General features: G+C 72.7%; 21 protein-coding genes. 9 read left to right on the forward strand and 12 right to left on the reverse strand.

Going from position 1 to position 23183, the window contains the following annotated elements:
- Positions 1–31: 31 nt before the first annotated feature.
- The 6 genes from WN71_RS33615 to WN71_RS33640 all read right to left on the reverse strand — a co-directional run bounded on the left by WN71_RS33615 (position 32) and on the right by WN71_RS33640 (position 6694).
- The gene (locus tag WN71_RS33615; protein WP_079178317.1) at positions 32–1708 is read right to left on the reverse strand and encodes a DoxX family membrane protein; all 1677 of its coding nucleotides are present in this window, start codon (positions 1706–1708) and stop codon (positions 32–34) included.
- 182 nt (positions 1709–1890) lie between these two features.
- Positions 1891–2832, reverse strand: coding sequence for a 23S rRNA (guanosine(2251)-2'-O)-methyltransferase RlmB (gene rlmB, locus WN71_RS33620; protein WP_046585850.1), 942 nt, complete (start codon positions 2830–2832; stop codon positions 1891–1893).
- Between the two features lie 202 nt (positions 2833–3034).
- Positions 3035–4432, reverse strand: a complete 1398-nt coding sequence (gene cysS / locus WN71_RS33625; RefSeq protein WP_046585852.1) for a cysteine--tRNA ligase — start codon at positions 4430–4432, stop codon at positions 3035–3037.
- Between the two features lie 224 nt (positions 4433–4656).
- Positions 4657–5175, reverse strand: coding sequence for a 2-C-methyl-D-erythritol 2,4-cyclodiphosphate synthase (gene ispF / locus WN71_RS33630; protein WP_046585854.1), 519 nt, complete (start codon positions 5173–5175; stop codon positions 4657–4659).
- The gene (ispD, locus tag WN71_RS33635; protein WP_046585856.1) at positions 5165–5929 is read right to left on the reverse strand and encodes a 2-C-methyl-D-erythritol 4-phosphate cytidylyltransferase; all 765 of its coding nucleotides are present in this window, start codon (positions 5927–5929) and stop codon (positions 5165–5167) included. Before ispD ends, ispF begins: the two co-directional genes overlap by 11 nt.
- Before the next feature lie 282 nt (positions 5930–6211).
- On the reverse strand, positions 6212–6694 hold the full coding sequence (locus tag WN71_RS33640; RefSeq protein ID WP_003953493.1) for a CarD family transcriptional regulator: 483 nt from the start codon (positions 6692–6694) through the stop codon (positions 6212–6214).
- A gap of 650 nt (positions 6695–7344) precedes the next feature.
- Between WN71_RS33640 and WN71_RS33645 the strand changes: the two genes are divergently transcribed.
- The gene (locus WN71_RS33645; protein WP_046585859.1) at positions 7345–7986 is read left to right on the forward strand and encodes a copper chaperone PCu(A)C domain-containing protein; all 642 of its coding nucleotides are present in this window, start codon (positions 7345–7347) and stop codon (positions 7984–7986) included.
- Positions 7987–8117: 131 nt separating this feature from the next.
- On the opposite strand, the gene phoP is transcribed toward WN71_RS33645, so the two are convergent.
- Positions 8118–8789, reverse strand: coding sequence for a two-component system response regulator PhoP (gene phoP / locus WN71_RS33650; protein ID WP_018568744.1), 672 nt, complete (start codon positions 8787–8789; stop codon positions 8118–8120).
- Between the two features lie 5 nt (positions 8790–8794).
- Positions 8795–10096, reverse strand: a complete 1302-nt coding sequence (phoR, locus tag WN71_RS33655) for a two-component system sensor histidine kinase PhoR (RefSeq protein WP_046585862.1) — start codon at positions 10094–10096, stop codon at positions 8795–8797.
- 218 nt (positions 10097–10314) lie between these two features.
- On the opposite strand from phoR, the gene phoU reads away from it, so the two are divergent.
- From phoU to WN71_RS33665, 3 genes are all read left to right on the forward strand, one after another.
- A complete protein-coding gene (gene phoU / locus WN71_RS33660; RefSeq protein WP_046585864.1) occupies positions 10315–11004 on the forward strand; it encodes a phosphate signaling complex protein PhoU in 690 nt (229 codons plus the stop codon).
- 157 nt (positions 11005–11161) lie between these two features.
- Positions 11162–11317 carry a hypothetical protein gene (locus WN71_RS42070; RefSeq protein ID WP_167382985.1) on the forward strand — a complete coding sequence of 52 codons (156 nt, stop codon included), beginning with the start codon at positions 11162–11164 and terminating at the stop codon, positions 11315–11317.
- A 194-nt stretch (positions 11318–11511) separates the two neighbouring features.
- Entirely contained in the window at positions 11512–13128 is a 1617-nt protein-coding gene (locus WN71_RS33665; protein ID WP_046585866.1) for an MFS transporter, read from the forward strand.
- A 108-nt stretch (positions 13129–13236) separates the two neighbouring features.
- On the opposite strand, the gene WN71_RS33670 is transcribed toward WN71_RS33665, so the two are convergent.
- On the reverse strand, positions 13237–13998 hold the full coding sequence (locus tag WN71_RS33670) for a phosphoglyceromutase (RefSeq protein WP_046585868.1): 762 nt from the start codon (positions 13996–13998) through the stop codon (positions 13237–13239).
- A gap of 150 nt (positions 13999–14148) precedes the next feature.
- On the opposite strand from WN71_RS33670, the gene WN71_RS33675 reads away from it, so the two are divergent.
- Positions 14149–15411, forward strand: a complete 1263-nt coding sequence (locus WN71_RS33675) for an MDR family MFS transporter (protein ID WP_046585869.1) — start codon at positions 14149–14151, stop codon at positions 15409–15411.
- A 21-nt stretch (positions 15412–15432) separates the two neighbouring features.
- On the opposite strand, the gene WN71_RS33680 is transcribed toward WN71_RS33675, so the two are convergent.
- The gene (locus WN71_RS33680) at positions 15433–15963 is read right to left on the reverse strand and encodes a DUF2000 domain-containing protein (protein WP_079178318.1); all 531 of its coding nucleotides are present in this window, start codon (positions 15961–15963) and stop codon (positions 15433–15435) included.
- 49 nt (positions 15964–16012) lie between these two features.
- Here WN71_RS33680 and WN71_RS33685 point away from each other — a divergent pair, with 49 nt between their 5' ends.
- Entirely contained in the window at positions 16013–16843 is an 831-nt protein-coding gene (locus tag WN71_RS33685) for a helix-turn-helix transcriptional regulator (RefSeq protein ID WP_046585872.1), read from the forward strand.
- On the opposite strand, the gene WN71_RS33690 is transcribed toward WN71_RS33685, so the two are convergent.
- Positions 16812–17321: a type III secretion system chaperone family protein gene (locus WN71_RS33690; RefSeq protein ID WP_046585874.1), complete on the reverse strand. Its 510-nt coding sequence runs from the start codon at positions 17319–17321 to the stop codon at positions 16812–16814. The genes WN71_RS33685 and WN71_RS33690 overlap by 32 nt on opposite strands.
- Positions 17314–18651: a D-inositol-3-phosphate glycosyltransferase gene (gene mshA, locus WN71_RS33695; protein WP_046585876.1), complete on the reverse strand. Its 1338-nt coding sequence runs from the start codon at positions 18649–18651 to the stop codon at positions 17314–17316. Before mshA ends, WN71_RS33690 begins: the two co-directional genes overlap by 8 nt.
- 232 nt (positions 18652–18883) lie before the next feature.
- On the opposite strand from mshA, the gene WN71_RS33700 reads away from it, so the two are divergent.
- From WN71_RS33700 to WN71_RS33710, 3 genes are all read left to right on the forward strand, one after another.
- A complete protein-coding gene (locus WN71_RS33700) occupies positions 18884–19678 on the forward strand; it encodes a class I SAM-dependent methyltransferase (protein WP_046585878.1) in 795 nt (264 codons plus the stop codon).
- A 250-nt stretch (positions 19679–19928) separates the two neighbouring features.
- A complete protein-coding gene (locus WN71_RS33705; RefSeq protein WP_079178319.1) occupies positions 19929–21179 on the forward strand; it encodes a C40 family peptidase in 1251 nt (416 codons plus the stop codon).
- 585 nt (positions 21180–21764) lie between these two features.
- Positions 21765–23063: a PP2C family protein-serine/threonine phosphatase gene (locus WN71_RS33710; RefSeq protein ID WP_046585880.1), complete on the forward strand. Its 1299-nt coding sequence runs from the start codon at positions 21765–21767 to the stop codon at positions 23061–23063.
- Positions 23064–23183: the final 120 nt, after the last annotated feature.

The following is a 23183-nucleotide window of genomic DNA, read 5'->3' on the forward strand; positions in this document are numbered from 1 at the left end:
GGCCCGCCGAGGATCTCGCCCACCGGCTTGGTTACCCCAACAGGCCGCCCACCAGGCCCGGTTGGCCGGAGGACGAGCCCCCGCCGGTGGAGCCGCCGCTCGAAGTGGATCCGGTGGTCCCGCCGTTGCTCGGTCCCGTGGTGGTGCTGGGGGCCTGTTCGGCGGGCGTGGTCTGCTGCGGCGGGGCCTGGCCGCCGCCGGTGCTCTGGCTCTGGCTGGGCGCGCCCGTGGTGGCCGTACCGGAGGACTGGGTGGTGCTGCCGGGGGTGGTCGCCGCGCCGGAGGGCGTGCCGGCCGTGGTGGCGCCGTGGCTCGGGGCGGTGGAGGCCACCGGGGCCTTGCGGTGCCGGGTGCCGGGCTGCTGCGGGAGCGGGGAGCCGGGCAGTTCGTTGCGCGGGGCCTCGCCCGGTCCGGGCACGACCACCCGGCTGGCGTCGCGCACGGCGCCGCCGAGCAGGGAGCCGATCAGCAGCGTGAGACCGACGACGACGGCCGTCACCAGGGCGCCGCGGCGCAGCACGTAGGCGCGCAGGTCCCAGATGTCGGAGCGGGGGCCGAGGCGCCGCCAGGCGGCGGAGGCGAGGCGGCCGTCGAGGGAGTAGACGGGGGCGCCCGCGATGATCAGCGGGGACCAGGCGGCGAGGTAGATGATGTCGGGCGTGTCGTAGACCGGGACGGTCTTCCAGCTGACGGTGACGATGAGCGCGGCCGAGAGCAGGGCGCCGACGACCGCGGCGACCCGCTGCCAGCAGCCGAGCACGGTCAGCACGCCGACGACGACCTGGAGGAAGGCGATGACGAGTCCGGCGCCGACGGGGTGCTGGAGGGCGAACTGGCGCAGTGGCTCGGCGACTTCCCAGGGGTGCAGGGTGTTGAGCCACTTGACCATGGAGCCGCGCTTGCCGCCGTCGAAGTAGACGGGGTCGCAGAGCTTGCCCATGCCGGCGTAGATGGAGATGAAGCCGAGGAAGATGCGCAGCGGGAGCAGGACCACGCCGAGGTGCATCCGGCGGCCGGGGTAGTAGGCGTGCCGGGCCGGGTCGTCGCCGTGCCGGCGCGCGGCCCGGGTGGTCGGCTCGGGGGTGCCCGCCGTGTCCTCGGGGTCGTCGTAGGCGCCATAGTCGTCGTACCCGTCCGCGAACTCCTCGTCGCCGTAGGCGGGTCGGGCGAAGGCGGGCTCGTCGTAGGCGCTGCCGACGGTGCGCATATGGGGCAGCAGGCGGGCGCCCGGCGCGTCGCCGGGGCCGCGCTGGGCGCCGACGACGGGGCTCTCGACGGTCCGGCCGGGCTCGTCGGGGCCGCCGAGCTCGATGCGCGGGATGACCTGGGTGGCCCCGGCGTCGGCGGCGGCCTCCTCGGTGTGCGGGACGCTGCTGCCCCGCACGGCCTGGAGCAGCCGGTGGGCGCCGGTGTCGTCGGGGGCCGAGCGGCCGCTCCAGACGACGGGGCGGCGGCGGGCGGCCGGCTTCCCCGCCGCGCCGCCCGGGACCCGGGCGGTGTCGTCGCCGGCGCTCAGGTGTCGGGCGAGGCGCGGGGATTGGGCGCGTCGTCGCGTCGACGCGCCCAGCTGCACGCGGAAGCTCGCGTGATTGACGATGACCTGCGCCGGATCGCTCGGCACCTTCACCATGCTCAGCGCGGGAGCGTCGTCGAACCCCGACGAGCGGTCCCCCGTGGGTGTGCGGGGTGTTCTGGTGTCCACACTCATCTAACCGAGTGACGTGGAGTTAGGACACTGTCTTGACCCAGCGGAAGTGTCCGGACCGCGTCAAGGTTGCCCTGGCCGCCGGGTTTGACCCGCTCGGGTGACGGAACCGGACGGGTGTCCAGCCGTCGGCCGGGGCGTCGGCCGGCGCTCCGGCCCCGGCGCGGGGCGCCGGGGCTCGCGCGTCAGCCGCGGCGGCGGGCCGCCTCGTAGAGCACGATGCCCGCGGCCACACCGGCGTTCAGCGACTCGGTGCCACCCGGCATCGGGATCCGCACGCGGACGTCGCAGGTCTCGCCGACGAGGCGGGACAGGCCCTTGCCCTCGCTGCCGACGACGATCACGACGGGCCCGGAGAGGGCTTCGAGGTCGTGCAGGTCGGCCTCGCCGTCGGCGGCCAGGCCGACGACCACGATCCCGGCCTTCTTGTACGCCTCCAGGGCGCGGGTGAGGTTGGTGGCGCGCGCCACCGGCGTGCGGGCGGCCGCGCCCGCGGACGTCTTCCAGGCACCGGCGGTCATCCCCGCGGCACGCCGCTCCGGCACGAGGACGCCGTGGCCGCCGAACGCGGAGACGGAGCGGACGACCGCGCCGAGGTTGCGCGGGTCGGTGACACCGTCGAGGGCGACGATCAGCGGGTCGGCGCCCTCGTCGTAGGCCGCCTCGGCGAGCTCCTCGGGGTGCGCGTACTCGTACGGCGGGACCTGGAGGACGAGGCCCTGGTGGTTGAGCCCGTTGGTCATGCGGTCGAGCTCGGGGCGGGGGGCCTCCATGAGGTTGATCCCGCCGCGCTCGGCGGCGAGCTGGAGGGCCTCGCGGACGCGCTCGTCGTTGTCGATGAACTGCTGGACGTAGAGCGTGGTGGCGGGCACGCCCTCGCGCAGCGCCTCGACGACCGGGTTGCGGCCGACGACCAGCTCGGAGGAGCTGCGGCCGCCGCCGCGGCGCTGCGGCGGCCGGCCCTGGGCGCGGCGGACCTTGGCGTTGGCGGCACGCTGCTTGGCGTGGCCCTTGCGCATCTCGGCGGGCGGGGTCGGCCCCTTGCCCTCGAGGCCCCGGCGTCGCTGGCCGCCACTGCCGACCTGCGCGCCCTTCTTGCCGGACATGCGGCGGTTGTTCGCGGCCATGACCTGCCTGTTCTGTGCGGAAGCGCTGCGGGAGCGCTTCGGCGGTCCCGCGGACTGCTGCGGGACCGCTACGGGACTGCTGCGGAAAAACTGCGTGTACGTCTATGCAGTGTGCCGCCCGGAGGGCCGGGCGGCACAATCGATCAAGGGACGGCCCCGGGGCGCCGGCCCAGGGGCGCGGGCCCCGGGACGCCGGACGGGTCTAGCGCGGACCGAGCGTCCAACGGGCGCCCTGGGGGCTGTCCTCGATGGTGAGGCCGGACTGGTTGAGCTGGTCGCGGATGGCGTCGGCGGTGGCCCAGTCCTTGCGCTCGCGGGCGCCCTGCCGCTGGTCGAGGACCATGCGGACCAGCGTGTCGACGACGCCGTGCAGATCCTCGCCGCGGTCGGTCTCGCCGGCCCAGTGCGGGTCCAGCGGGTCCAGGCCGAGGACGCCGAGCATGGCGCGCACCTCGGCGAGGCGGGCGACGGCGGCTTCCTTGTCGTCGGCGGCGAGGGCGCTGTTGCCCTGCCGGACCGTGGTGTGCACGACGGCGAGGGCCTGCGGCACGCCGAGGTCGTCGTCCATGGACTCGGCGAAGGCGAGCGGCACCTCGGCGGCGGGTTCCACCGGGCCGGCCTTCTCCACCACGCGCTGGACGAAGCCCTCGATGCGGGCGAAGGCCGACTCGGCGTCGCGCAGGGCCTCCTCGCTGTACTCGATCATCGAGCGGTAGTGCGGGGTGCCGAGGTAGTAGCGCAGCACGATGGGGCGCCACTGCTTGACCATCTCGGAGACGAGCACGCTGTTGTTGAGCGACTTGGACATCTTGTCGCCGGCCAGGGTGACCCAGGCGTTGTGCACCCAGTACTGGGCGAAGTCGTCGCCGAAGGCCTTGGCCTGGGCGATCTCGTTCTCGTGGTGCGGGAAGATCAGGTCCAGGCCGCCGCCGTGGATGTCGAAGGCGGAGCCGAGGTACTTGTGCGCCATGGCCGAGCACTCCAGGTGCCAGCCGGGACGGCCGCGGCCCCAGGGCGTGGCCCAGGTGGGCTCGCCGGGCTTGGCGGACTTCCACATCGCGAAGTCGCGCGGGTCGCGCTTGCCCGTCTCGCCGGTGCCGGACGGCTGCTGGAGGTTGTCGAGCTCCTGCCGGGACAGCTCCAGGTAGCCGGGGAAGGAGCGCACGTCGAAGTAGACGTTGCCGTCGGCCTCGTAGGCGTGGCCGCGCTCGATGAGGCCCTGCATCATCTCGACCATCTCGGTGACGTGGCCGGTGGCGCGGGGCTCGTACGTGGGCGGCAGGCAGCCGAGCGCGGTGTAGCCGTCGTTGAAGGCGCGCTCGTTCTCGTAGCCGATGGACCACCAGGGGCGGTTCTGTTCCGCCGCCTTGGCGATGATCTTGTCGTCGATGTCGGTGACGTTGCGGATGAACGTGACGTCGTAGCCGCGGTAGGCGAACCAGCGGCGCATGATGTCGAAGTTCAGGCCCGAGCGGATGTGCCCGATGTGCGGTGCCGACTGCACGGTGGCCCCACACAGGTAGATCGAGACGCAGCCCGGCGTGAGCGGGGTGAAGTCGCGGATCTGCCGGGCGTTGGTGTCGTACAGCCGAATAGTCACGACTCCAGGGTAGTGGTCGCGCACCACTGCATCGCACCGGTTCGGGAACAACCGGATCGCCCCGTTTCGGGAGCGACCCGGCCGGTGGGGGCCGGGTTGCGGAGGGGGCGGCCGGGCCGCGGTCGCGGGTCGTACCGGAGGGCCGCGTCGTACCGGAGGGCCGCGTCGTACCGGAGGGCGGGGCCCCGCCGGGCCGGGTCTCCCCGGCCCGGCGGGGCGGCGGGTCAGCCCGGGTGGGCGACCAGTGCGGTGGCGACGGCCATCAGGCCTTCGCCGCGGCCGGGGAAGCCGAGCCCGTCGGTGGTGGCCCCGGAGACGGTGACCGGCGCGCCGGCCGCCTCGGAGAGGACCTTCTCCGCCTCCGCGCGACGCTTGCCGATCTTCGGACGCGGTCCTACGACCTGGACGGCGACGTTCCCGATGACGAACCCCGCCTCGCGGACGATGCGGGCGGCCTCGGTGAGGAGGGTGACGCCGGAGGCGCCGGACCACTCGGGGCGGCCGGTGCCGAAGTGCTGTCCGAGGTCGCCGAGGCCCGCGGCGGAGAACAGGGCGTTGCAGGCGGCGTGCGCGACGACGTCGGCGTCGGAGTGCCCGGCGAGCCCGGGGCCCTCCCCTTCCCACTTGAGGCCGGCGCACCACAGGTCGCGGCCTTCCTCGAAGGCGTGGATGTCGGTGCCGATGCCGACGCGGGGCAGCGGCGGGAGGGACCGCCCCGCGGCCGGGGTGGGCTCAGAAGCCATCGTTGAGCCTCCGGCGGGCGAGGACGGCCTCGGCGAGGACGAGGTCGAGCGGCCGGGTCACCTTGAACGCCTCTTCGTGGCCGGGTACGACGACCACGCGCTCGCCCATCCGCTCGACCATGCCGGCGTCGTCGGTGATGTCGCCGGTGACGGTGTCGTGGGCGCGCAGCAGGGTGGCCCGGTCGAAGCCCTGCGGGGTCTGCACGGCGCGCAGCCGGGCCCGCTCGGGGGTGGCGAGCACGGGCTCGGGGTCGCCGGGGCGGTCGGCGGGCTCGACCTCCTTGACGGTGTCGGCCAGCGGCAGCGCGGGGACGACGGCGGGCGCCCCGTCGCGCACGGCCTCGATGACGGCGTCGACGGTGTCGACCGGCACGAGGGGGCGGGCGGCGTCGTGGACGAGGACGACGTCGTAGTCGGGCGGGAGCGCGTCGAGGCCGAGCCGGACGGACTCCTGGCGGGTGTCGCCGCCCGGGACGACGACGAAGTCGGTGCGCTCGGGCAGCGCGTGCACGTCGAGCAGGGACTTGACCTCGGCGGTGCCGTCGGGCGGGGCGACGACGATGACGAGGGAGACGGCGCGCGAGGCGGCCATCGCGCGCACGGCGTGGATGAGCATCGGGGTGCCGTTGAGGGTGCGCAGCGCCTTGGGGGCGCCGGGGCCGAGACGTACGCCCCGGCCGGCGGCCGGGATCACTACGGCCGTACGGGCGTTCGGACCGGCCTCGGCGGGCGAAGGACGCGATTCGTCAGACATCGGTTCCTGTCAGGTTTGTGTGCTCGGCGAAGGTGGGTATGGCCTCGGAAGTGCCGGGTGCGACACCTTGACCGGACCCTTCCGTGACACCGGTCGAGTCGACTGCCCGGACCCGGCACACCAAGTATCGGGGGACACCACCCCGGCGCACGGCAGGATACGAACATGCCGCAGCGCCCGGCGACGTCGGATACGTCATCGGGCACCGCGGCATTTCACTGCGCTGAGCGGAGCGGGGGCACTGCCTGCGTCAGGACGCGAGCAGGAGCACCACTGCCTGTGTCAGGACGCGAGTACCTCGTCGAGCAGGGCCTCGGCCTTGTCCTCGTTGGTGTTCTCCGCGAGGGCGAGCTCGCTCACCAGGATCTGGCGAGCCTTGGCGAGCATGCGCTTCTCACCGGCGGAGAGTCCGCGCTCGCGCTCGCGACGCCACAGGTCACGCACGACTTCCGCGACCTTGATGACATCGCCGGAGGCGAGCTTCTCCAGATTTGCCTTGTAACGACGCGACCAGTTCGTGGGCTCCTCGGCGTACGGAGCGCGCAGCACCTCGAAGACACGGTCCAGCCCGTCCTGACCGACCACATCACGCACGCCGACGAACTCCGCATTGTCCGCTGGCACACGTACCGTCAGGTCACCCTGGGCGACCTTCAGCACCAAGTAGGTCTTGTCCACGCCTTTGATCTGGCGAGTTTCGATGGCCTCGATCAGCGCGGCCCCGTGATGGGGATAGACCACGGTGTCGCCAACCTTGAACGTCATGTGACAGGTACCCCTTCCGTGGCTATCCAGGGTAACACGGAAACGGCGGGTTCTGAATGGCGTTTTCGCAGGTCAGGGCATATCTCGGGGCTTGACAACAGCAACAGGAACGTGCTGCGCGGGGCGAGCGGAACGAGGTATTCGCAGGTCGGAGCAGCTCTCCGGGGCAAGCGAAACCCGCACGTTACACGCATACGGAGGCGTCCGACCACGGCCGAACATCCCGGTTTGTCCACTTCCAAGCGATCGACTTCCGCTACTCCGTTCGATGCCGGGGGCCGGGTACGAGACGAATCCCGGAATTGATCACGCGGCCCCGCCAAGGGCGTGACTCACGGCCCGGTGATCCATTTTCCGGGGCGTTCCGGATTACGTCCCTGATCACCCCGGGATCGGCCGCGAAAATGCCGTGATGCGCCCACCGCGCTATGCCGTCCCGGCCTTATGTGAATGTCGGACAAGTGCGTGGCGAAGGGGGTCGGCGGGCCACTTGCTCGACGTGCGGCTCGGCCGGCCGGAGGGAACCACGCCCTAGGGGGAGGGTCGGGTGCGGCGGTGCGGGAACGGCTCGGTAACCTAAGGCCGCTGACAGACACTTAGGGCGGCTTTATCAAGGACGTCGCCCGTGCGTTCAAGGAGTTGCCGCCGCCGTGAGCAGCAGCCTTCGACGCGGCACTCTCGCCGCTACCGCCCTCGCGTTCTCGATCGCCACGCTCGCCGCCTGCGCAGCCGGCAACGACAGCCAGACCCTGGAGATCAAGCCGGACAACGCCGCGACCACGGTCGGCGACATCAAGGTCCAGAACGCCCTCGTCATCACGCAGCCCGACACCAAGACCACCGGCCCGGCCGTGATCTCGGCGACGCTGTTCAACAACGGCTCCACCGCCCAGACGCTCGACGCGGTCAGCGTCGACGGCGACGGCTCCGCGACCCTCAGCGCCGCCAAGGGCAACGGCAAGCTGACCGTTCCCGCGCACGGCTCCCTGGTGATCGGCGGCAAGGGCAACGCGTCCGCCGCGCTGGCCGAGCCGGGCGCGAACGTCCAGAACGGCAACGCGCAGAAGGTCACCTTCACCTTCAGCAAGACCGGCGCCGTGAGCCTCCAGGCCTTCGTCGTCCCGGCCGAGCACTACTTCACCAAGTGGGGCCCGAGCGAGATCCCGACCCCGTCGGCCACGCCGAGCTCCTCGGAGAGCACCGCCACCGAGAGCGCCTCCCCCTCCGCCACGGAGTCGACGAGCGCCTCGCCGACGGACTCCGCCTCGGCGAGCGCGACGACGGGCCAGTAGCCCGGCACCACGACCGGCCAGTGGCAGGCGGGCCTCCTGGGCCGCCTGCCGGTCCGGCAGCAAGGACAGACGCCGAGGGCGGGCATCCTCCGGGATGCCCGCCCTCGGCGTCTGTCGCTTCGCCCTTCGGTCTACGGCTCGAACTTGTAGCCGAGGCCGCGCACCGTCACCAGGTAGCGCGGCGCGCCCGGGTCGGGCTCGATCTTGGCGCGCAGCCGCTTGACGTGGACGTCGAGGGTCTTGGTGTCGCCGACGTAGTCGGCGCCCCAGACCCGGTCGATCAGCTGCATACGGGTCAGCACGCGGCCGGCGTTGCGCAGCAGCATCTCCAGCAGGTCGAACTCCTTGAGCGGGAGGTCGACCTTGGAACCGGAGACCGTCACGACGTGCCGGTCGACGTCCATGCGGACCGGACCGGCCTCCAGCGCGGCCGGGGTGACCTCCTCCGGCTCGCCGCGGCGGCGCAGCACGGCCCGGATGCGGGCGACCAGCTCGCGCGAGGAGAAGGGCTTGGTCACGTAGTCGTCGGCTCCTATCTCCAGGCCGACGACCTTGTCGATCTCGCTGTCCTTGGCGGTCACCATGATGACCGGGACGTTGGAGCGGCCGCGCAGCTGACGGCACACCTCCGTGCCGGGCAGCCCCGGCAGCATCAGGTCGAGGAGGACGAGGTCGGCGCCGTTGCGCTCGAACTCGTCGAGTCCGTCGGGGCCGGTCGCCGCCACGGCGACCTCGAAGCCCTCCTTGCGGAGCATGTACGACAGGGCGTCGGAGAAGGACTCCTCGTCCTCGACGACGAGCACTCGGGTCACGGAAGGACCTCCGGGGAGGGAAGCGTTGCGTACGCGGTGGAGTCAGGGGCTGGGGGGTGGGTCTCATGCGACGGACGGGCAGGTCGCCCGGCCCGGCCGTCCTCGTCGTCTTCGTCGAGGTCGGGGTGCTGATGCGCGCGGTCGCGGGCGGAACCCGCCTCCGGCAGTCTGAGGGTGAACGTGGAGCCCTGTCCCTCGGAGCTCCACACCGAGACCTCGCCGCCGTGCGAGGCGGCCACGTGCTTGACGATGGCGAGGCCGAGTCCGGTCCCGCCGGTGGCGCGGGAGCGGGCGGGGTCCACGCGGTAGAAGCGCTCGAAGACTCGCTCCTTGTCCTTCTCCGAGATGCCGATGCCCTGGTCGGTCACGGCCAGCTCGATGAAGTCGCCGCCGGGTGCGCCGACCCGGCGGGCGGCTATCCCGACCCGGGTGCGGGCGGGCGAGTAGTTGACGGCGTTCTCGACCAGGTTGCCGAGGGCGGCGGCGAGCTGGCCGCGGTTGCCGTAGACGTGCAGGTCGGCGGTGCCGCCGGCGGCCATGGTGATCTGCTTGGTGCCGGCCGCGTGGCGGCAGCGGTCGACGGCCTCGGCGACGAGTTCGTCCACCCGTACCGGCTCGGCGTCCTCGAGGGGGTCGTCGTTCTGCACCCTCGACAGGTCGATGAGCTCCTGCACCAGGTTGGTCAGCCGGGTCGCCTCGATCTGCATCCGCCCGGCGAACCGCGTCACGGCCTCCGGGTCGTCGGAGGCGTCCATGACGGCTTCGGAGAGCAGGGAGAGCGCGCCGACCGGGGTCTTCAGCTCGTGGCTGACGTTCGCGACGAAGTCACGCCGTACGGCCTCGATGCGGCGGGCCTCGGTGAGGTCCTCGACCAGCAGCATCACCAGCCGGGAGCCGAGCGGGGCGACCCGGGCGGAGACGGCGAGCGCCTCGCCGCGGCCGGTGCCCCGGCGCGGCAGGTCGAGCTCGACCTGCCGTATCTCGCCGTCCCTGCGGGTGTCCCGGGCCATCTGGAGCATCGGCTCCACGGCCAGCCGACCGCCGCGCACCAGCCCGAGGGCGTACGCGGCGGAGCTCGCCTTGACGACGGCGTCGGCCTCGTCGAGGACGACGGCCGAGGATCTGAGGACCGACAGCACGGTGTCGACGCCCGGCGGGAGCACGGCGTCGGTGTGCAGAGAGGTCCTGGTGGGGCGTTTCAGGTCGCGTTCGCTCCAGCGGAACGCCAGCATGGCGATGACGCCGGTGAGCACCCCGGCGATCGCTGCCGCTGCGGCGACCGCCGCGTTCACGTCCATGCAGACAGGTTAGGCATGGGATACCTCCTGACCACAGCCGTCCGGGTGCGACCTCGAACACTCGTCGCCCAGAGTTCACCTTGATGCCGGGGATGGTTCATTTGCGATGACGGAAACGGACGCGTACGACCCGGAACGTGGGAGCGTGGGGTTCGACGCCGGTTCACAGGGCCAGCCATCCGGAACCCCGAGGCAGACGTAAGAGAGGGACCCCAGAGATGCGGGACGCGTACCACGAGGAACTTGACTCGATCGGAGACAGCCTGGTCGAGATGGCCCGGCTCGTCGGGTCGGCGATCGGGCGCGCCACGACGGCGATCCTCGACTCCGACCTGAAGCTGGCCGAGAGCGTCATCGAGGCCGACAAGAAGGTCGACGAACTCCAGCACGACCTCGAGGCCCAGGCCATAGCCCTGCTCGCACGGCAGCAGCCGGTCGCCACGGATCTGCGGATCGTGGTCACCTCGCTGCGCATGTCGGCGGACCTCGAGCGCTCCGGCGACCTCGCCCAGCACGTGGCGAAGCTGGCCCGGCTGCGGTTCCCGGAGCGGGCCATTCCGCACGACCTGCACGCCACCATCCTGGAGATGGGGCAGCTGGCGCAGCGCCTGATGGCGAAGGCGGCGGAGTGCATCATCACCAAGGACGTCGACCTCGCGCTCCAGCTGGAGCAGGACGACGACGAGATGGACCTGCTGCACCGCACGCTCTTCCAGCACCTGATCGACGACCGCTGGAAGCACGGCATCGAGACGGCGGTCGACGTGACGCTGCTCGGCCGTTACTACGAGCGCTTCGCCGACCACGCCGTGGCGGTCGCCAAGCGCGTGGTGTTCCTGGTGACGGGCGAGCACGCGGACGAGCTCCAGCAGGACATCCAGCCGGTGACGGGCGTCGAGGGCGCCTGACGTCCCGCTTCCGGCGGGTGTCGACGGCACTGACGCCTCGCTCCTGGCGGGCGCGAAGGGACCGACCGGGGCGCGAACAAGCCTCCGTGCGCCGTTGATGCGCGGGCCGGGGCGGGCATCCAATGGGCAGCAGCAGTGGGCACCCCTAGGAGGACCGATGGCCGAATCCCCCACCACCACGCCCGACCCCGCCCGGCAGGCCCCGACCGAGCAGCCCGCCGAGCCCAGAAACCTCCCGCTCTTCGGCGCGTGCGGCTGCGGCTCGGGCTGCGGCTGCGGCTGCCAGTCGGGCAACCCGTGCCAGTGCGGCTGACGGCACCCCGACAGGACGGCTGAGGGGCCCGGTAATCCGATCACTCGGGTACCGGGCCCCTCGGCCGTCGTCACGGCGACCACCGAACCGAAACGCCTGGACCGCGGCCCCCGGGGCCACGGGGCGTGCGCCGTCCGGTTGATGTCGTTGCGCGGCAGCCGGCGGAGGCGGTCCGCCGCTGGCACGATGCCCCCATGGCAAACGGGGTGGGAACATCCGAAGGGCCGTCCCCGAAGCGCCTGGTCCTGCTGACGCTCGCCCTGGGGCAGTTCCTGATGGCGCTCGACAGCTCCGTCATGAACGTGTCGATCGCCACCGTCGCCGACGACATCGGCACCACGGTGACCGGGATCCAGGGCGCGATCACCGCGTACACGCTGGTCATGGCGATGCTCATGATCCCTGGCGGCAAGGTCGGCGCGCTCGTCGGCCGCAAACGCGCCTTCGTGATCGGCTCCCTCGTCTACGGCTGCGGTTCGCTGACCACCGCCCTCGCCCCGAACCTCACGGTGCTCCTGATCGGCTGGTCGGTTCTGGAGGGCATCGGCGCGGCCCTCATCCTGCCCGCGATCGTGGCGCTGGTCGCCGGCAACTTCGCCGCCGAGCGCCGCCCCGCCGCCTACGGGCTCGTGACGGCGGCGGGAGCCGTGGCGATCGCGCTGGGACCGCTCATCGGCGGCATCGCGACGACGTACTTCTCCTGGCGCTGGGTGTTCGCCGGCGAGGTCGTGATCGTGCTCGGCATCCTGGTGCTGGCCCGCGGCGTCGCCGACGCGCCGGCCGAGGCCCGCAGCCGCCTCGACCTCGTCGGTGCCGTGCTCTCCGCGGCCGGCCTCGGCACGTTCGTCTACGGCGTCCTGCGCTCCGACGAATGGGGCTGGTTCGTGCCCAAGCCCGACGCCCCGTCCTGGCTGGGCGTCTCGCTCGTCGTATGGCTGGCGCTGGCCGGACTGCTGCTGCTCTGGCTCTTCCTGTGGTGGGAACGATTCCAGGTCCGCCGCGGGCGGGAACCCCTCATCGACCCGGACATGCTGCGCAACCGCCAGCTCACCGGGGGCCTGACGATGTTCTTCTTCCAGTACCTCGTGCAGATGGGCGTGTTCTTCGTCGTACCGCTCTATCTCTCGGTCGCCCTGGGCCTGTCCGCCCTGTCGACCGGCGCGCACATCCTGCCGCTCTCGCTGACCCTGCTGGCCGCCGCGGTCCTGATCCCGCGTCTGCTGCCCGACGTCTCCCCCCGCCGGGTGGTACGGCTCGGCGTGCTGGCCCTGCTGGCCGGGGCGGTCGCGTTGATGGCGGCGCTCGACGCGGACGCGGGCGGGGAGATCGTCACCCTGCCCCTCCTGCTCATCGGACTCGGCATGGGCGCGCTGGCCTCACAACTGGGCTCGGTGACCGTGTCCGCGGTACCGGACGCGCGGAGCGCGGAGGTCGGCGGGGTCCAGAACGCCGTCACCAACCTGGGCGCGTCGATCGGAACCGCCGTCGCCGGTTCCCTCCTGATCGCGGCCCTGACGACGTCGTTCCTGACCTCCGTCGAACAGAATCCGGCGATCCCCGCCGAGGTCAAGAACCAGGCGGCCACCGAACTCCAGAGCGGCGTGCCCTTCCTGTCCGACGCACAGCTCGAGGACGCCCTCGACGAGGCGGCCATCAGCCCGGAAGTGACCCAGGCGGCCCTCGACGCCAACACCGAGGCCCGCCTGGACGGACTGCGCGCGGCCCTGGCCGTCCTCGCGGCAACCGCCGTCCTCGCCCTCTTCTTCACGCACCGCATCCCGACGACCCAGCCCAAGTCGGCCAAGCCCTAGCCGGTCAAGCCCTGGCCGGTCAAGCCCTGGCCGGTCGAGCCCTGGCCGGTCGCGAAAAAGCCCCCCGCCGGCGAAGAAGACGCAGGCAGGGGGCTGACGCAGACGGGCTTACTTCTTCTTGCCCTGGTTCTTGACCGCCTCGATGGCGGCCGCCGCGGCCTCCGGGTCGAGGTACGTGCCGCCGGGGGTGACCGGCTTGAAGTCGGCGTCGAGCTCGTAGGACAGCGGGATGCCCGTCGGGATGTTCAGGCCCGCGATGTCTTCGTCCGAGATGCCGTCCAGGTGCTTGACCAGGGCGCGCAGGCTGTTGCCGTGGGCGGCGACCAGGACCGTGCGGCCGGTCAGCAGGTCCGGGACGATGCCGTCGTACCAGTACGGCAGCATGCGGACGACGACGTCCTTCAGGCACTCCGTGCGCGGGCGCAGCTCCGGCGGGATGGAGGCGTAGCGCGGGTCGTCCGACTGGGAGAACTCCGTGCCGTCCTCGAGCGGCGGCGGCGGGGTGTCGTAGGACCGGCGCCAGAGCATGAACTGCTCCTCGCCGAACTCCGCGAGGGTCTGCGCCTTGTCCTTGCCCTGGAGCGCGCCGTAGTGCCGCTCGTTCAGCCGCCACGAGCGGTTGACCGGGATCCAGTGGCGGTCCGCCGACTCCAGCGCGAGCTGCGCCGTGCGGATGGCGCGCTTCTGGAGGGAGGTGTGGACCACGTCGGGCAGCAGGCCGGCGTCCTTGAGCAGCTCACCGCCGCGGACCGCCTCCTTCTCGCCCTTCTCGTTGAGGTTGACGTCCACCCAGCCGGTGAACAGGTTCTTCGCGTTCCACTCGCTCTCGCCGTGGCGGAGGAGGATCAGCTTGTACGGTGCGTCGGCCATGCCTCAGAGCGTAATCGACCGACTCGCAGCCCCGCTCGCGCGACCGAGGGTCGGACGGTTGACGGGATCCGTTAATCGAGTGGCCCGAGACACCCCCGTCTCCGTAAGTTGTGGACACTTACCGCGCCGCTTACATTCCGGGGGATCGTCATGTCCGTGGACTCGCTCAGACGTGCCGCGAAGGAGTCCGTCTCGGGCCTTCCCGGCGCGTTCTGGTGGCTGTGGACGAGCACCCTCGTCAACCGGCTCGGCGCCTTCGTCGCCACCTTCATGGCCCTGTACCTCACCCTCGACCGCGGCTACAGCGCCTCCTACGCCGGTCTCGTCGCCTCGCTGCACGGCCTCGGCGGGGTGATCTCCTCCCTCGGCGGCGGCGTGATGGCCGACCGGTTCGGCCGCCGGCCCACCCTGCTTCTGGCCCAGACCTCCACCGCCGTCGCCGTCGCCGCGCTCGGCTTCGTGCACGATCCCGTCGCGATCGCCGGCGTCGCCTTCCTCGTCGGCATGGCGAGCAACGCCTCGCGGCCCGCCGTGCAGGCGATGATGGCCGACATCGTGCGGCCCGAGGACCGGGTGCGGGCCTTCTCCCTCAACTACTGGGCCGTCAACCTCGGTTTCGCCGTCTCCTCCATGGGTGCCGGCTTCATCGCCGAGTACAGCTACCGCGCCGGCTTCCTCATCGAGGCCGGCATGACGCTGGTCTGCGCGATCGTCGTCTATCTCAAGCTGCCCGAGTCCCACCCGGCCGCCCCCGCCGACCGCGGCACGCGCGCCAAGGACGACGTCGGGCTCGGCACCGTCCTGCGCGACCGGCGCTTCATGGCCGTGGTCACCCTGTCCTTCCTCGTCGCGCTGGTCTTCCAGCAGGGTGCCGTGGGCCTGCCCGTCGCCATGGGCCGCGCCGGGTTCACCTCCGCCGACTACGGCAGCGCGATCGCCGTCAACGGCTTCCTGATCGTCGCCCTCCAGATCCCGCTGACCCGGGTCATCGAACACCGCGACCCGCGCCGGCTGCTCGTGTTCTCCTCGCTCCTCGTCGGCGTCGGCTTCGGACTCACCGCCTTCGCCGGGTCGGTCGGCGTCTTCGCCCTCACCGTCTGCGTGTGGACCGTCGGCGAGATGATCAACGCGCCCACCCAGACCGGCCTCGTCGTCCGGCTCGCCCCGGCCCAGGGCCGCGGCCGCTACCAGGGCTTCTACACCCTGTCCTGGGCGGTCGCCGCGCTGGTCGCCCCGCTGATGTCCGGCGCCGTCATCGACCACCTCGGGGCCGGCTGGCTCTGGGCGATGTGCGCCGCCGTCGCCGTGGTCGCGGCCCTCGGCTACGGCCTCCTCATGCGGCGCGTTCCCGCGGGCAGCGGCGCTCCGGCGGCCACCGCGGCCGCCCGCGCCGAGGAGGTCGGCGCGGGCTGACCCCCTCGCATCCGGCGCCCCTCAGGGATGCATCCGCGCGCCCTTCAGGACCTTGTCCACCGCGTTGCGCGGGCCGTACACCGCCATCCCCACCAGGTCCAGGTCGTGCGTGGCGACGGCCTTGACCGCCGCCCGGTTGTCGCGGTCGTTGCCCGTCGCGAACAGGTCCGAGGTGAAGACCGCGCACGGGAGCTGCCGCGACAGGGCCCGGCCGTGGGCCGCGGTCAGCGTCTCCTTGCCGCCCTCGAAGACGAGCACCGGCTGCCGGAACATCGGCAGGTACGGCACCCCGTCCGCGTCCTCGTACGGCTCCCCGACCACCTCGGGGGCCCGGCTGCCCAGGCCGCTGACCAGGAAGGCGGTGACGTTCAACCGCTGCCACGGCTCCAGGTCCTCGCGCAGCAGTACGGCGATCTTGGTGTCGAAGCGGACCGGGGCGGGCGCCGCCACGGCGGGCTCGGCGTGCACGGAGAGGGGCTCGGCGTGCACGGAGAGGGGCTCGGCGTTCGCTGAAGAGGACTCGGCGGTCACGGAATCAGGCTCGGCGTTCATGCAATGAGACTCCCGCCCGCCCCCCGACCCCGTCTTGTACGTTCTTTGCATGGCCGCCCAGCGTGAGGTCTCCGCCTGGCGTCCGCGCGTCGCGGGCGTCACCGAGGTCTTCCACGCCCGTTTCACCGAGTACGCCTACCCGATGCACGTCCACGAGTCCTGGACGCTGCTGATCGTCGACGACGGCGCCGTACGGTACGACCTCGACCGGCACGAGCACGGCACCCCGCACGACACGGTGTCCCTGCTCCCGCCGCACGTGCCGCACAACGGCTCCCCCGCCACCGCGCACGGCTTCCGCAAGCGCGTGGTCTACCTGGACTCCACCCGCCTGGACGACTCCCTGATCGGGCCCGCCGTCGACAGCCCCGACCTGCGCGACCCGGTGCTGCGGCAGCGCGTCGCGCACCTGCACGCGGCGCTCGTCCGGCCCGGTGACGAGCTGGAGGCCGAGAGCCGGCTGACCCTGGTCGGGGAGCGGCTGCGGGGGCATCTGCGGCACCGGCTGGGCGAGCGCGCCGACCGCCCCGACCCCGCCCTCGCCCGCCAGGTGCGCGAACTCCTCGACGCGCGCCTCGTCGACGGCGTCACCCTCGACGAGGCCGCGGCGATCGTGCACGCCCATCCCGCCCACGTGGTGCGGGCGTTCACCCGCGCCTACGGCATCGCCCCACACCAGTACCTGACCTCGCGCCGGGTCGACCGCGCCCGCCGGCTGCTGCTCGACGGCCGGGCACCGGGCGAGGTCGCCGCGGCCACCGGGTTCTACGACCAGGCCCATCTCACCCGGCACTTCAGGAAGCTCGTCGGGGTGCCGCCCGGCCGCTACCGGACCGCCGCCCGGGACCTCAGTCCGCGGGGCGCTCGACGAGACGGCTGAACGCGTCCAGGTTCCGGGTCGGCTCGCCCCGGGACACCCGCCACGCGTACTCCCGCCGGATCGCGGAGGCGAACCCCAGCTCCAGAAGGGTGTTGAACGCCCCGTCCGCCGCTTCGAGCACCTGCCCGAGCAGGCGGTCGACCTCGTCGGGGACGACGGCGGTCAGCGGCAGCTTGCCGGCGACGTAGATGTCGCCGAGCGGGTCGACGGCGTAACCGACGCCGTACAGCTTGAGGTTGCGCTCCAGCAGCCAGCGGTGGACGCCCGGCTCGTTCTCGTCGGGGTGGCGGATGACGAAGGCGTTCAGCGAGAGCGAGTGGCGGCCGACGAGCAGCGAGACGGTCGTCGACAGCTTGCGGGTGCCGGGGAGTCTGACGACGTAGTGGCCCGCCTCGGGCGACTCCCACTCGAGTTCGGCGTCCTTCAGGGCGGCCTCGACGACCTGCGCCGCCCTCTGCTGCTCCGCGCGATCACCCATGGTGGGAGCGTACGCGACGGCGGTGGGCCTGCGTCGCGGCCGTGTACACGTCCGCCGTGGCGGCGGCCGAGGTGTCCCAGCCGAAGGACTGCGCGTGCCGGGCGGCGGCCGCGCCCATGGTGTCCGTGAGCCCCGGTTCGTCGGCGAGGCGGCGCAGCACGCGCGCGTAGTCCGCCGGGTCGTGGCCCTGCACGAGGAATCCGGTCTGCCCGTCGCGCACCGCCACGGGCAGTCCGCCGACGGCCGCGGCGAGGACCGGCGTCCCGGCCGCCTGCGCCTCTATGGCGACCAGCCCGAAGGACTCGCTGTACGACGGCATGACGAGCACGGAGGCGGCCCGGAACCAGTCCGCGAGCTCCTCCTGCCCGACCGGCGGGTGGAACCGTACGACGTCGGCGATGCCGAGCCGCGCGGCGAGCTTCTGCAGGCCCTCGGGCTTGGCGAGGCCGCTGCCGCTGGGGCCGCCGACGACCGGCACGACGACGCGGGAGCGCAGGTCGGGGCGCTCGTCGAGGAGGACGGCGACCGAGCGCAGCAGCACGTCGGGGGCCTTCAGCGGCTGGATGCGCCCGGCGAACAGCGGGATCAGCGCGCCCTCGGGCAGGCCGAGCCGGGCGCGGGCGGCGGCGCGGCCGTCCGCGGGGCGGAACCGGCCGAGGTTGACGCCGGGATGCACGACGGCGACCTTGCCGGGGTCGGCGGAGTAGTGCCGTACCAGCTCGTCGGCCTCCTCCGCGGTGTTGGCGATGAGCCGGTCCGCGGCGGAGACGATCTGCATCTCGCCGATGACGCGGGCGGCGGGCTCGGGGGTGTCGCCGTCGGCGAGGTTGGCGTTCTTGACCTTGGCCATGGTGTGCATCGCGTGCACGAGCGGGACGCCCCAGCGCTGCGCGGCGAGCCAGCCGACATGGCCGGAGAGCCAGTAGTGCGAGTGGACGAGGTCGTAGTAGCCGGGGCGGTGCCCCGCCCAGGCCTGCATCACACCGTGCGTGAAGGCGCACAGCTGGGCCGGGAGGTCCTCCTTGGCCAGTCCCTCGTAGGGGCCCGCGTCGACGTGCCGGACCAGGACGCCGGGCGCCAGCTCGACGCAGGGCGCCAGGTCGCCGGCGGTGGCGCGGGTGAAGATCTCCACCTCGATGCCGATCGCGGCGAGGCGCTGCGCGAGCTCGACGATGTAGACGTTCATACCGCCGGCGTCGCCGGTGCCGGGCTGGTGCAGCGGTGAGGTGTGCACGGAGAGCATCGCGACGCGCCGGGGGCGGCGGTGCAGCCTGAGCCGCGAGGGGGCCGCCGGAGAGCGACGCCCGAGCCTGCTGACGTACTGGCTCACGTGGGCTTCCTCCTTGGCTGCGGGCACGCCGGACGCGGGGCACGCTGCGCCCCTCAAGGGGGTGCAACAGCGGAGGCCCTCCCTCCCATTCCGGTCGGGCGCGATTTTGCCCAGCCATTACGGAGAGGCGCTCAACTGTTCGAGCGCCGGATGCGTCCTACGACGGGTGCCTTGAATCGCCCCGCCCGCCCTGGTACCCCGGCCGGGCGCCGGTTATGACAGCCTCGTAGGCATGACAGCCCGCGCCGCGACCCGCCCCGTGGGAAACGTGACGCGCGGGACCACCAACCCCAACCGGCTGCGCCGCATGGACCGCTGGATCGCGGCCACGCTCGGCGCCGCGCTGCGCCGCGCCGACGACCCGGTCGCCGTCGACCTCGGCTACGGCGCCGCCCCGTGGACCGCCGTCGAACTGCTCGCGCGGCTGCGGACGGTGGCGCCGGCCACCCGGGTCGTCGGCATCGAGATCGAGCCCGCCCGGGTCACGGCGGCCAGGCCCTACGAACGCGACGGGCTGGCCTTCCGGCACGGCGGCTTCGAAGTCCCGGTGCCGCAGCGGCCGATGCTGATCCGCGCGGCCAACGTGCTGCGCCAGTACGACGAGACGGAGGTCGCCGCGGTCTGGCGGCGGCTGTGCGGGCGGCTCGCGCCGGGCGGGCTGCTGGTGGAGGGCACCTGCGACGAGATCGGCCGGCGGCACGTGTGGGTGGCGCTCGGGCCCGAGGGCCCCCGCACGGTCACCCTCGCGACCCGGCTGGGCTCCCTGGAGCACCCCTCCGACCTGGCCGAACGGCTCCCGAAGGCGCTGATCCACCGCAATGTGCCGGGGGAGCCGGTGCACGCCTTCCTGCGCGACTTCGACCGCGCGTGGGCGGCGGCGGCGCCGTACGCGTCGTACGGCGCCCGGCAGCGCTGGATCCGCGCGGTGCGCGACCTGCGGGCCGACTGGCCGGTGACGGACGGCCCGGCGCGCTGGCGGCAGGGCGAGGTCACGGTGGCGTGGGAGGCGCTGGCGCCGCGGGGGTGACGGGTCGCGCCGCGGGGTGACGGGTCGCGCCGCGGGGGTGACGGCGGGCGGCGTGGCGGGGTGACGGGCCCTGCGACCTGCGGGGAACGATCATCGTGAGTCGTTCGTCACAGAAGCGGGGAGATCGTCTTGCCACGGTCCGGAAGGGGGGAGGTTCGCGGCACGGCCTCTGTCACTTTTCGGCACGGCATGGCACGATCCCCCACGCGTACGTAAGTTACTGACGGTAAATCAGTTGGGGGGCAGGGGTATGGGCACGGGCAAGCGCGGCCTCGTCGCGACCGCCGTCACCGTGGTCTGCGCGGTCACCGTCCTGGCCGCACCGGGCACCGCGTTCGCGGGCACCGCGCCGAAGGCCACGAAGTCGCCCTCCCCGAGAAGCCAGGAGTCCGCGTCGGCGAAGCCTTCGTCGAAGGCGTCCTCGAACGCGTCGGCGAACGCGTCGGCGAAGGCGTCGACGAAGAACACTTCGAAGAAGTCGTCCAAGGGGGCGTCCCCTTCGGCTTCCGCGTCGGCCTCGGCATCGGCATCCCCGTCGCCCTCCGCCTCCGTGTCGGCCCCGCCGGACAAGGACCTGGAGGCCGTCCGCAAGAAGCTGGACAAGCTCTACCACGACGCGGCCGTGGCCACCGACGCCTACAACGCGGCCGAGGAACAGGCCGAGAAGCAGTCGGAGCAGATCGTCGACCTGGCCAAGAAGATCGTGGCGGGCCAGGAGAAGCTGGCCGAACTGAAGGACCGGGCGGGCGCCGCGGCCCGCGCCCAGTACCGCGGCGGCGGACTGCCGGACGAGGCGCAGCTGCTGCTGAGCGACAACCCGCAGGAGTTCCTCGACGGGGCGGGCATGGCGCTCCAGGGCGAACGCGCCACCCGACATCTGCTCGACGAAATGGCGCGCACGCAGAAGGACTTGAAGGAGTACACGGCGGGCGCCTCCGCGCGCTGGCAGGAGCTGGACACCGAACGCAAGGCGAAGGCGGCGGCGAGCAAGAAGGTCAAGCAGCAGATCGCGGCCGCCAAGAAGCTCGAATCGCGGCTGGAGAAGCGGCAGAAGGAGCGACTCGCCAAGCTGGAGGAGCAGGCCGCGCTGGACGCGCAGACCAAGTGGCTGGACTCCGGCGTCCTCAAGGACATCGACGGCCACGCGTCCGCGGCGGGCAAGAAGGCGGTGGCGTTCGCCACGGACCAACTCGGCAAGCCGTACGTGTGGGGCGCGGAGGGCCCCGACTCCTACGACTGCTCGGGGCTCACGTCGCAGGCCTGGGCGGCGGCCGGGGACCCGATCCCGCGGACCTCGCAGGAGCAGTGGAAGCAGCTGAAGCACGTGGACATCGAGGACATGCGCCCCGGCGACCTCATCATCTACTTCGACGACGCGAGCCATGTGGCCATGTACATCGGCGACGGCGCCATCATCCACGCCCCGCGCCCCGGGCGGACGGTGACGATCGCGGGGGCGGGGTCGATGCCGATCCTGGGGGTCGTACGCCCCGACGCGTGACGCCTGCGGCGGGCTTGGCGGTCCCGGGGCGCGGGGGGCCGCACGCCCAGCCCCCACCGGCCCGCGGTCATGTGGACCCGCGGGTCCGTCGTGGCTGGTCGCGCCGTTCCCCGCACCCCTGAAGGGCACCTGACCGTCAGCCCCCCTCGGGGGCGCGGGGAACTGCGCGCTCAGCCCCCACCGGGCCGCGGTGATACGGACGCGCGAGTCCGTCGTGGCTTGCCGCGCAGTTCCCCGCACCCCTGGGGAGTGGCGCGGCCGGGTACCTCTTCAGGGGCGCGGGGAACTGCGCGAACAGCCCCACCGGGCTCGCGCGGTGCCCCCGCGGGCCGGTGACCGCGGCCACGTGACCGACCGCACGTCCCTCTCGCCCCGAACCGCCCTCGGACGTGAGCTTCGTCATCCCCCCGACCGCGGCGACCTGTCCAACTGCGCTACATATCGCGGCATATGACAACGGTCTGCGCCAACGCGACAGGCCTCACACCATTCCGCTGCGGGCGCCCCACCCGCTATGGTCCCCGTCGGTGGAGCGAGGTCCCTCGCCCCGCCGCGCCCTCGGGGGGAGGGAAGGAAACAACGACAATGCCCGCACCCATACCGCGGCAGAGAGCGATCCCGGCCGTGGAAAGTGGTCAGGCTCCGGCCGCGTCCGTCGGCGGCACCTCGAAGGAAGAAGTTCCGCGCAAGGACGGCACGACAGACACCGCCCATACGACGCTCACGCTGCTGCTGATCGAGGACGATCCCGGCGGCTCGCCGATCGTGCCCGAACTGCTCGACGCCTCCGGCAAGCCCATCCGGGTCCGCACCGCCCGCAACCTCACCGAGGCCGAGCGGCTGCTCACGGACGACGTGCACTGCATCCTGCTCGACCTCGCGCTGCCCGCGCCGGGCCGCGCCGCCGACACCGACGAGCTGGCCGTACTGCGGCACATCCTGCGGCTCGCGCCCCGGCACGCCGTCCTCGCGCTCACCGCCTCCGGCGACGCCGAGCGCGCGGCCGAGGCGGTGCGCGTGGGCGCCCAGGACTACCTCTTCCGCGACGAGCTGGACGGACGGCTGCTCAGCCGCGCCATCCGCTACGCCGTCGAGCGCAAGCGCTCCGACACCGCCGAGCGCCGGCTCGCGGAGGGCAGGCTGCGCGCCCAGGAGAACGCCCGGCTGGAGCGGGGCCTGCTGCCCACGCCCCTGCTGGAGGGCTCCTCGCTGCGGTTCGCCGCGCGCTACCGGCCCGGCCGCTCGCGCGCCCTGCTGGGCGGCGACTTCTACGACACCGTCCGCACGCCCGACGGCACCGTGCACGCCATGATCGGCGACGTCTGCGGGCACGGCCCCGACGAGGCCGCCCTCGGCGTGGAGCTGCGCATCGCGTGGCGGGCGCTGACGCTGGCGGGCCTGTGCGGGGACGAGCTGCTCGGCACGCTGCAGCAGGTGCTGGAGCACGAGCGCGGCGACGACGAGATCTTCGCGACGCTGTGCACGGTCGACATCGCGCCGGACGGCCGCCGTGCGGGCCTGTGCCTGGCGGGGCACCCGTCCCCGCTGCTGGCCCGGCCGGGGCGGCCCGCGCAGCTGCTGCCGTACGACAACAACGGCCCCGCCCTCGGCCTGCTGCCCGGCGCCCGCTGGCCGCGGATGCAGGTGGAGCTGGGCCGCGAGTGGAGCCTGATGCTCTACACCGACGGTCTGATCGAGGGCCGCGTCGGCACGGGCGGGGAGCGCCTCGGCCAGGACGGCATGGTGGAACTGGTCCGCCGGCAGCTCTCCGAGGGGCTGCGGGGGGAGGACCTGCTGCGCGCCGCGGTCAACGAGGTCCGCGACCTGAACGGCGGCGAGCTGACGGACGACGTCGCGGTACTCCTCCTGGACCGCGTCCCGTAACCCCCCGCCGGGGTGCCTGGTCCCGCACGGTTCCCGACCGCGGGCCGGTGGGGCCCGATCGCGCAGTTCCCCGCGCCCCTGAAAAGCGCCCGGCCGCAGCCCCCTCAGGGGCGCGGGGAA

Origin of the sequence: Streptomyces mangrovisoli (assembly GCF_000974985.2) — a bacterium.
Taxonomy (GTDB): Bacteria; Actinomycetota; Actinomycetes; order Streptomycetales; family Streptomycetaceae; genus Streptomyces; species Streptomyces mangrovisoli.

Excerpts from the sequence above, each read along its gene's own strand:
- WN71_RS42070 (WP_167382985.1), top strand. The coding sequence starts at position 11,162 with ATGGCCGAATCCCCCACCACCACGCCCGACCCCGCCCGGCAGGCCCCG.
- phoR (WP_046585862.1), bottom strand. The coding sequence starts at position 10,096 with ATGGACGTGAACGCGGCGGTCGCCGCAGCGGCAGCGATCGCCGGGGTG.
- rlmB (WP_046585850.1), bottom strand. The coding sequence starts at position 2,832 with ATGGCCGCGAACAACCGCCGCATGTCCGGCAAGAAGGGCGCGCAGGTC.
- WN71_RS33615 (WP_079178317.1), bottom strand. The coding sequence starts at position 1,708 with ATGAGTGTGGACACCAGAACACCCCGCACACCCACGGGGGACCGCTCG.
- WN71_RS33700 (WP_046585878.1), top strand. The coding sequence starts at position 18,884 with ATGACAGCCCGCGCCGCGACCCGCCCCGTGGGAAACGTGACGCGCGGG.
- phoU (WP_046585864.1), top strand. The coding sequence starts at position 10,315 with ATGCGGGACGCGTACCACGAGGAACTTGACTCGATCGGAGACAGCCTG.
- WN71_RS33690 (WP_046585874.1), bottom strand. The coding sequence starts at position 17,321 with ATGGGTGATCGCGCGGAGCAGCAGAGGGCGGCGCAGGTCGTCGAGGCC.
- WN71_RS33680 (WP_079178318.1), bottom strand. The coding sequence starts at position 15,963 with ATGAACGCCGAGCCTGATTCCGTGACCGCCGAGTCCTCTTCAGCGAAC.
- WN71_RS33685 (WP_046585872.1), top strand. The coding sequence starts at position 16,013 with ATGGCCGCCCAGCGTGAGGTCTCCGCCTGGCGTCCGCGCGTCGCGGGC.
- WN71_RS33710 (WP_046585880.1), top strand. The coding sequence starts at position 21,765 with ATGCCCGCACCCATACCGCGGCAGAGAGCGATCCCGGCCGTGGAAAGT.
- WN71_RS33670 (WP_046585868.1), bottom strand. The coding sequence starts at position 13,998 with ATGGCCGACGCACCGTACAAGCTGATCCTCCTCCGCCACGGCGAGAGC.
- WN71_RS33665 (WP_046585866.1), top strand. The coding sequence starts at position 11,512 with ATGGCAAACGGGGTGGGAACATCCGAAGGGCCGTCCCCGAAGCGCCTG.
- WN71_RS33640 (WP_003953493.1), bottom strand. The coding sequence starts at position 6,694 with ATGACGTTCAAGGTTGGCGACACCGTGGTCTATCCCCATCACGGGGCC.
- WN71_RS33705 (WP_079178319.1), top strand. The coding sequence starts at position 19,929 with ATGGGCACGGGCAAGCGCGGCCTCGTCGCGACCGCCGTCACCGTGGTC.
- WN71_RS33675 (WP_046585869.1), top strand. The coding sequence starts at position 14,149 with ATGTCCGTGGACTCGCTCAGACGTGCCGCGAAGGAGTCCGTCTCGGGC.
- ispF (WP_046585854.1), bottom strand. The coding sequence starts at position 5,175 with ATGGCTTCTGAGCCCACCCCGGCCGCGGGGCGGTCCCTCCCGCCGCTG.
- ispD (WP_046585856.1), bottom strand. The coding sequence starts at position 5,929 with ATGTCTGACGAATCGCGTCCTTCGCCCGCCGAGGCCGGTCCGAACGCC.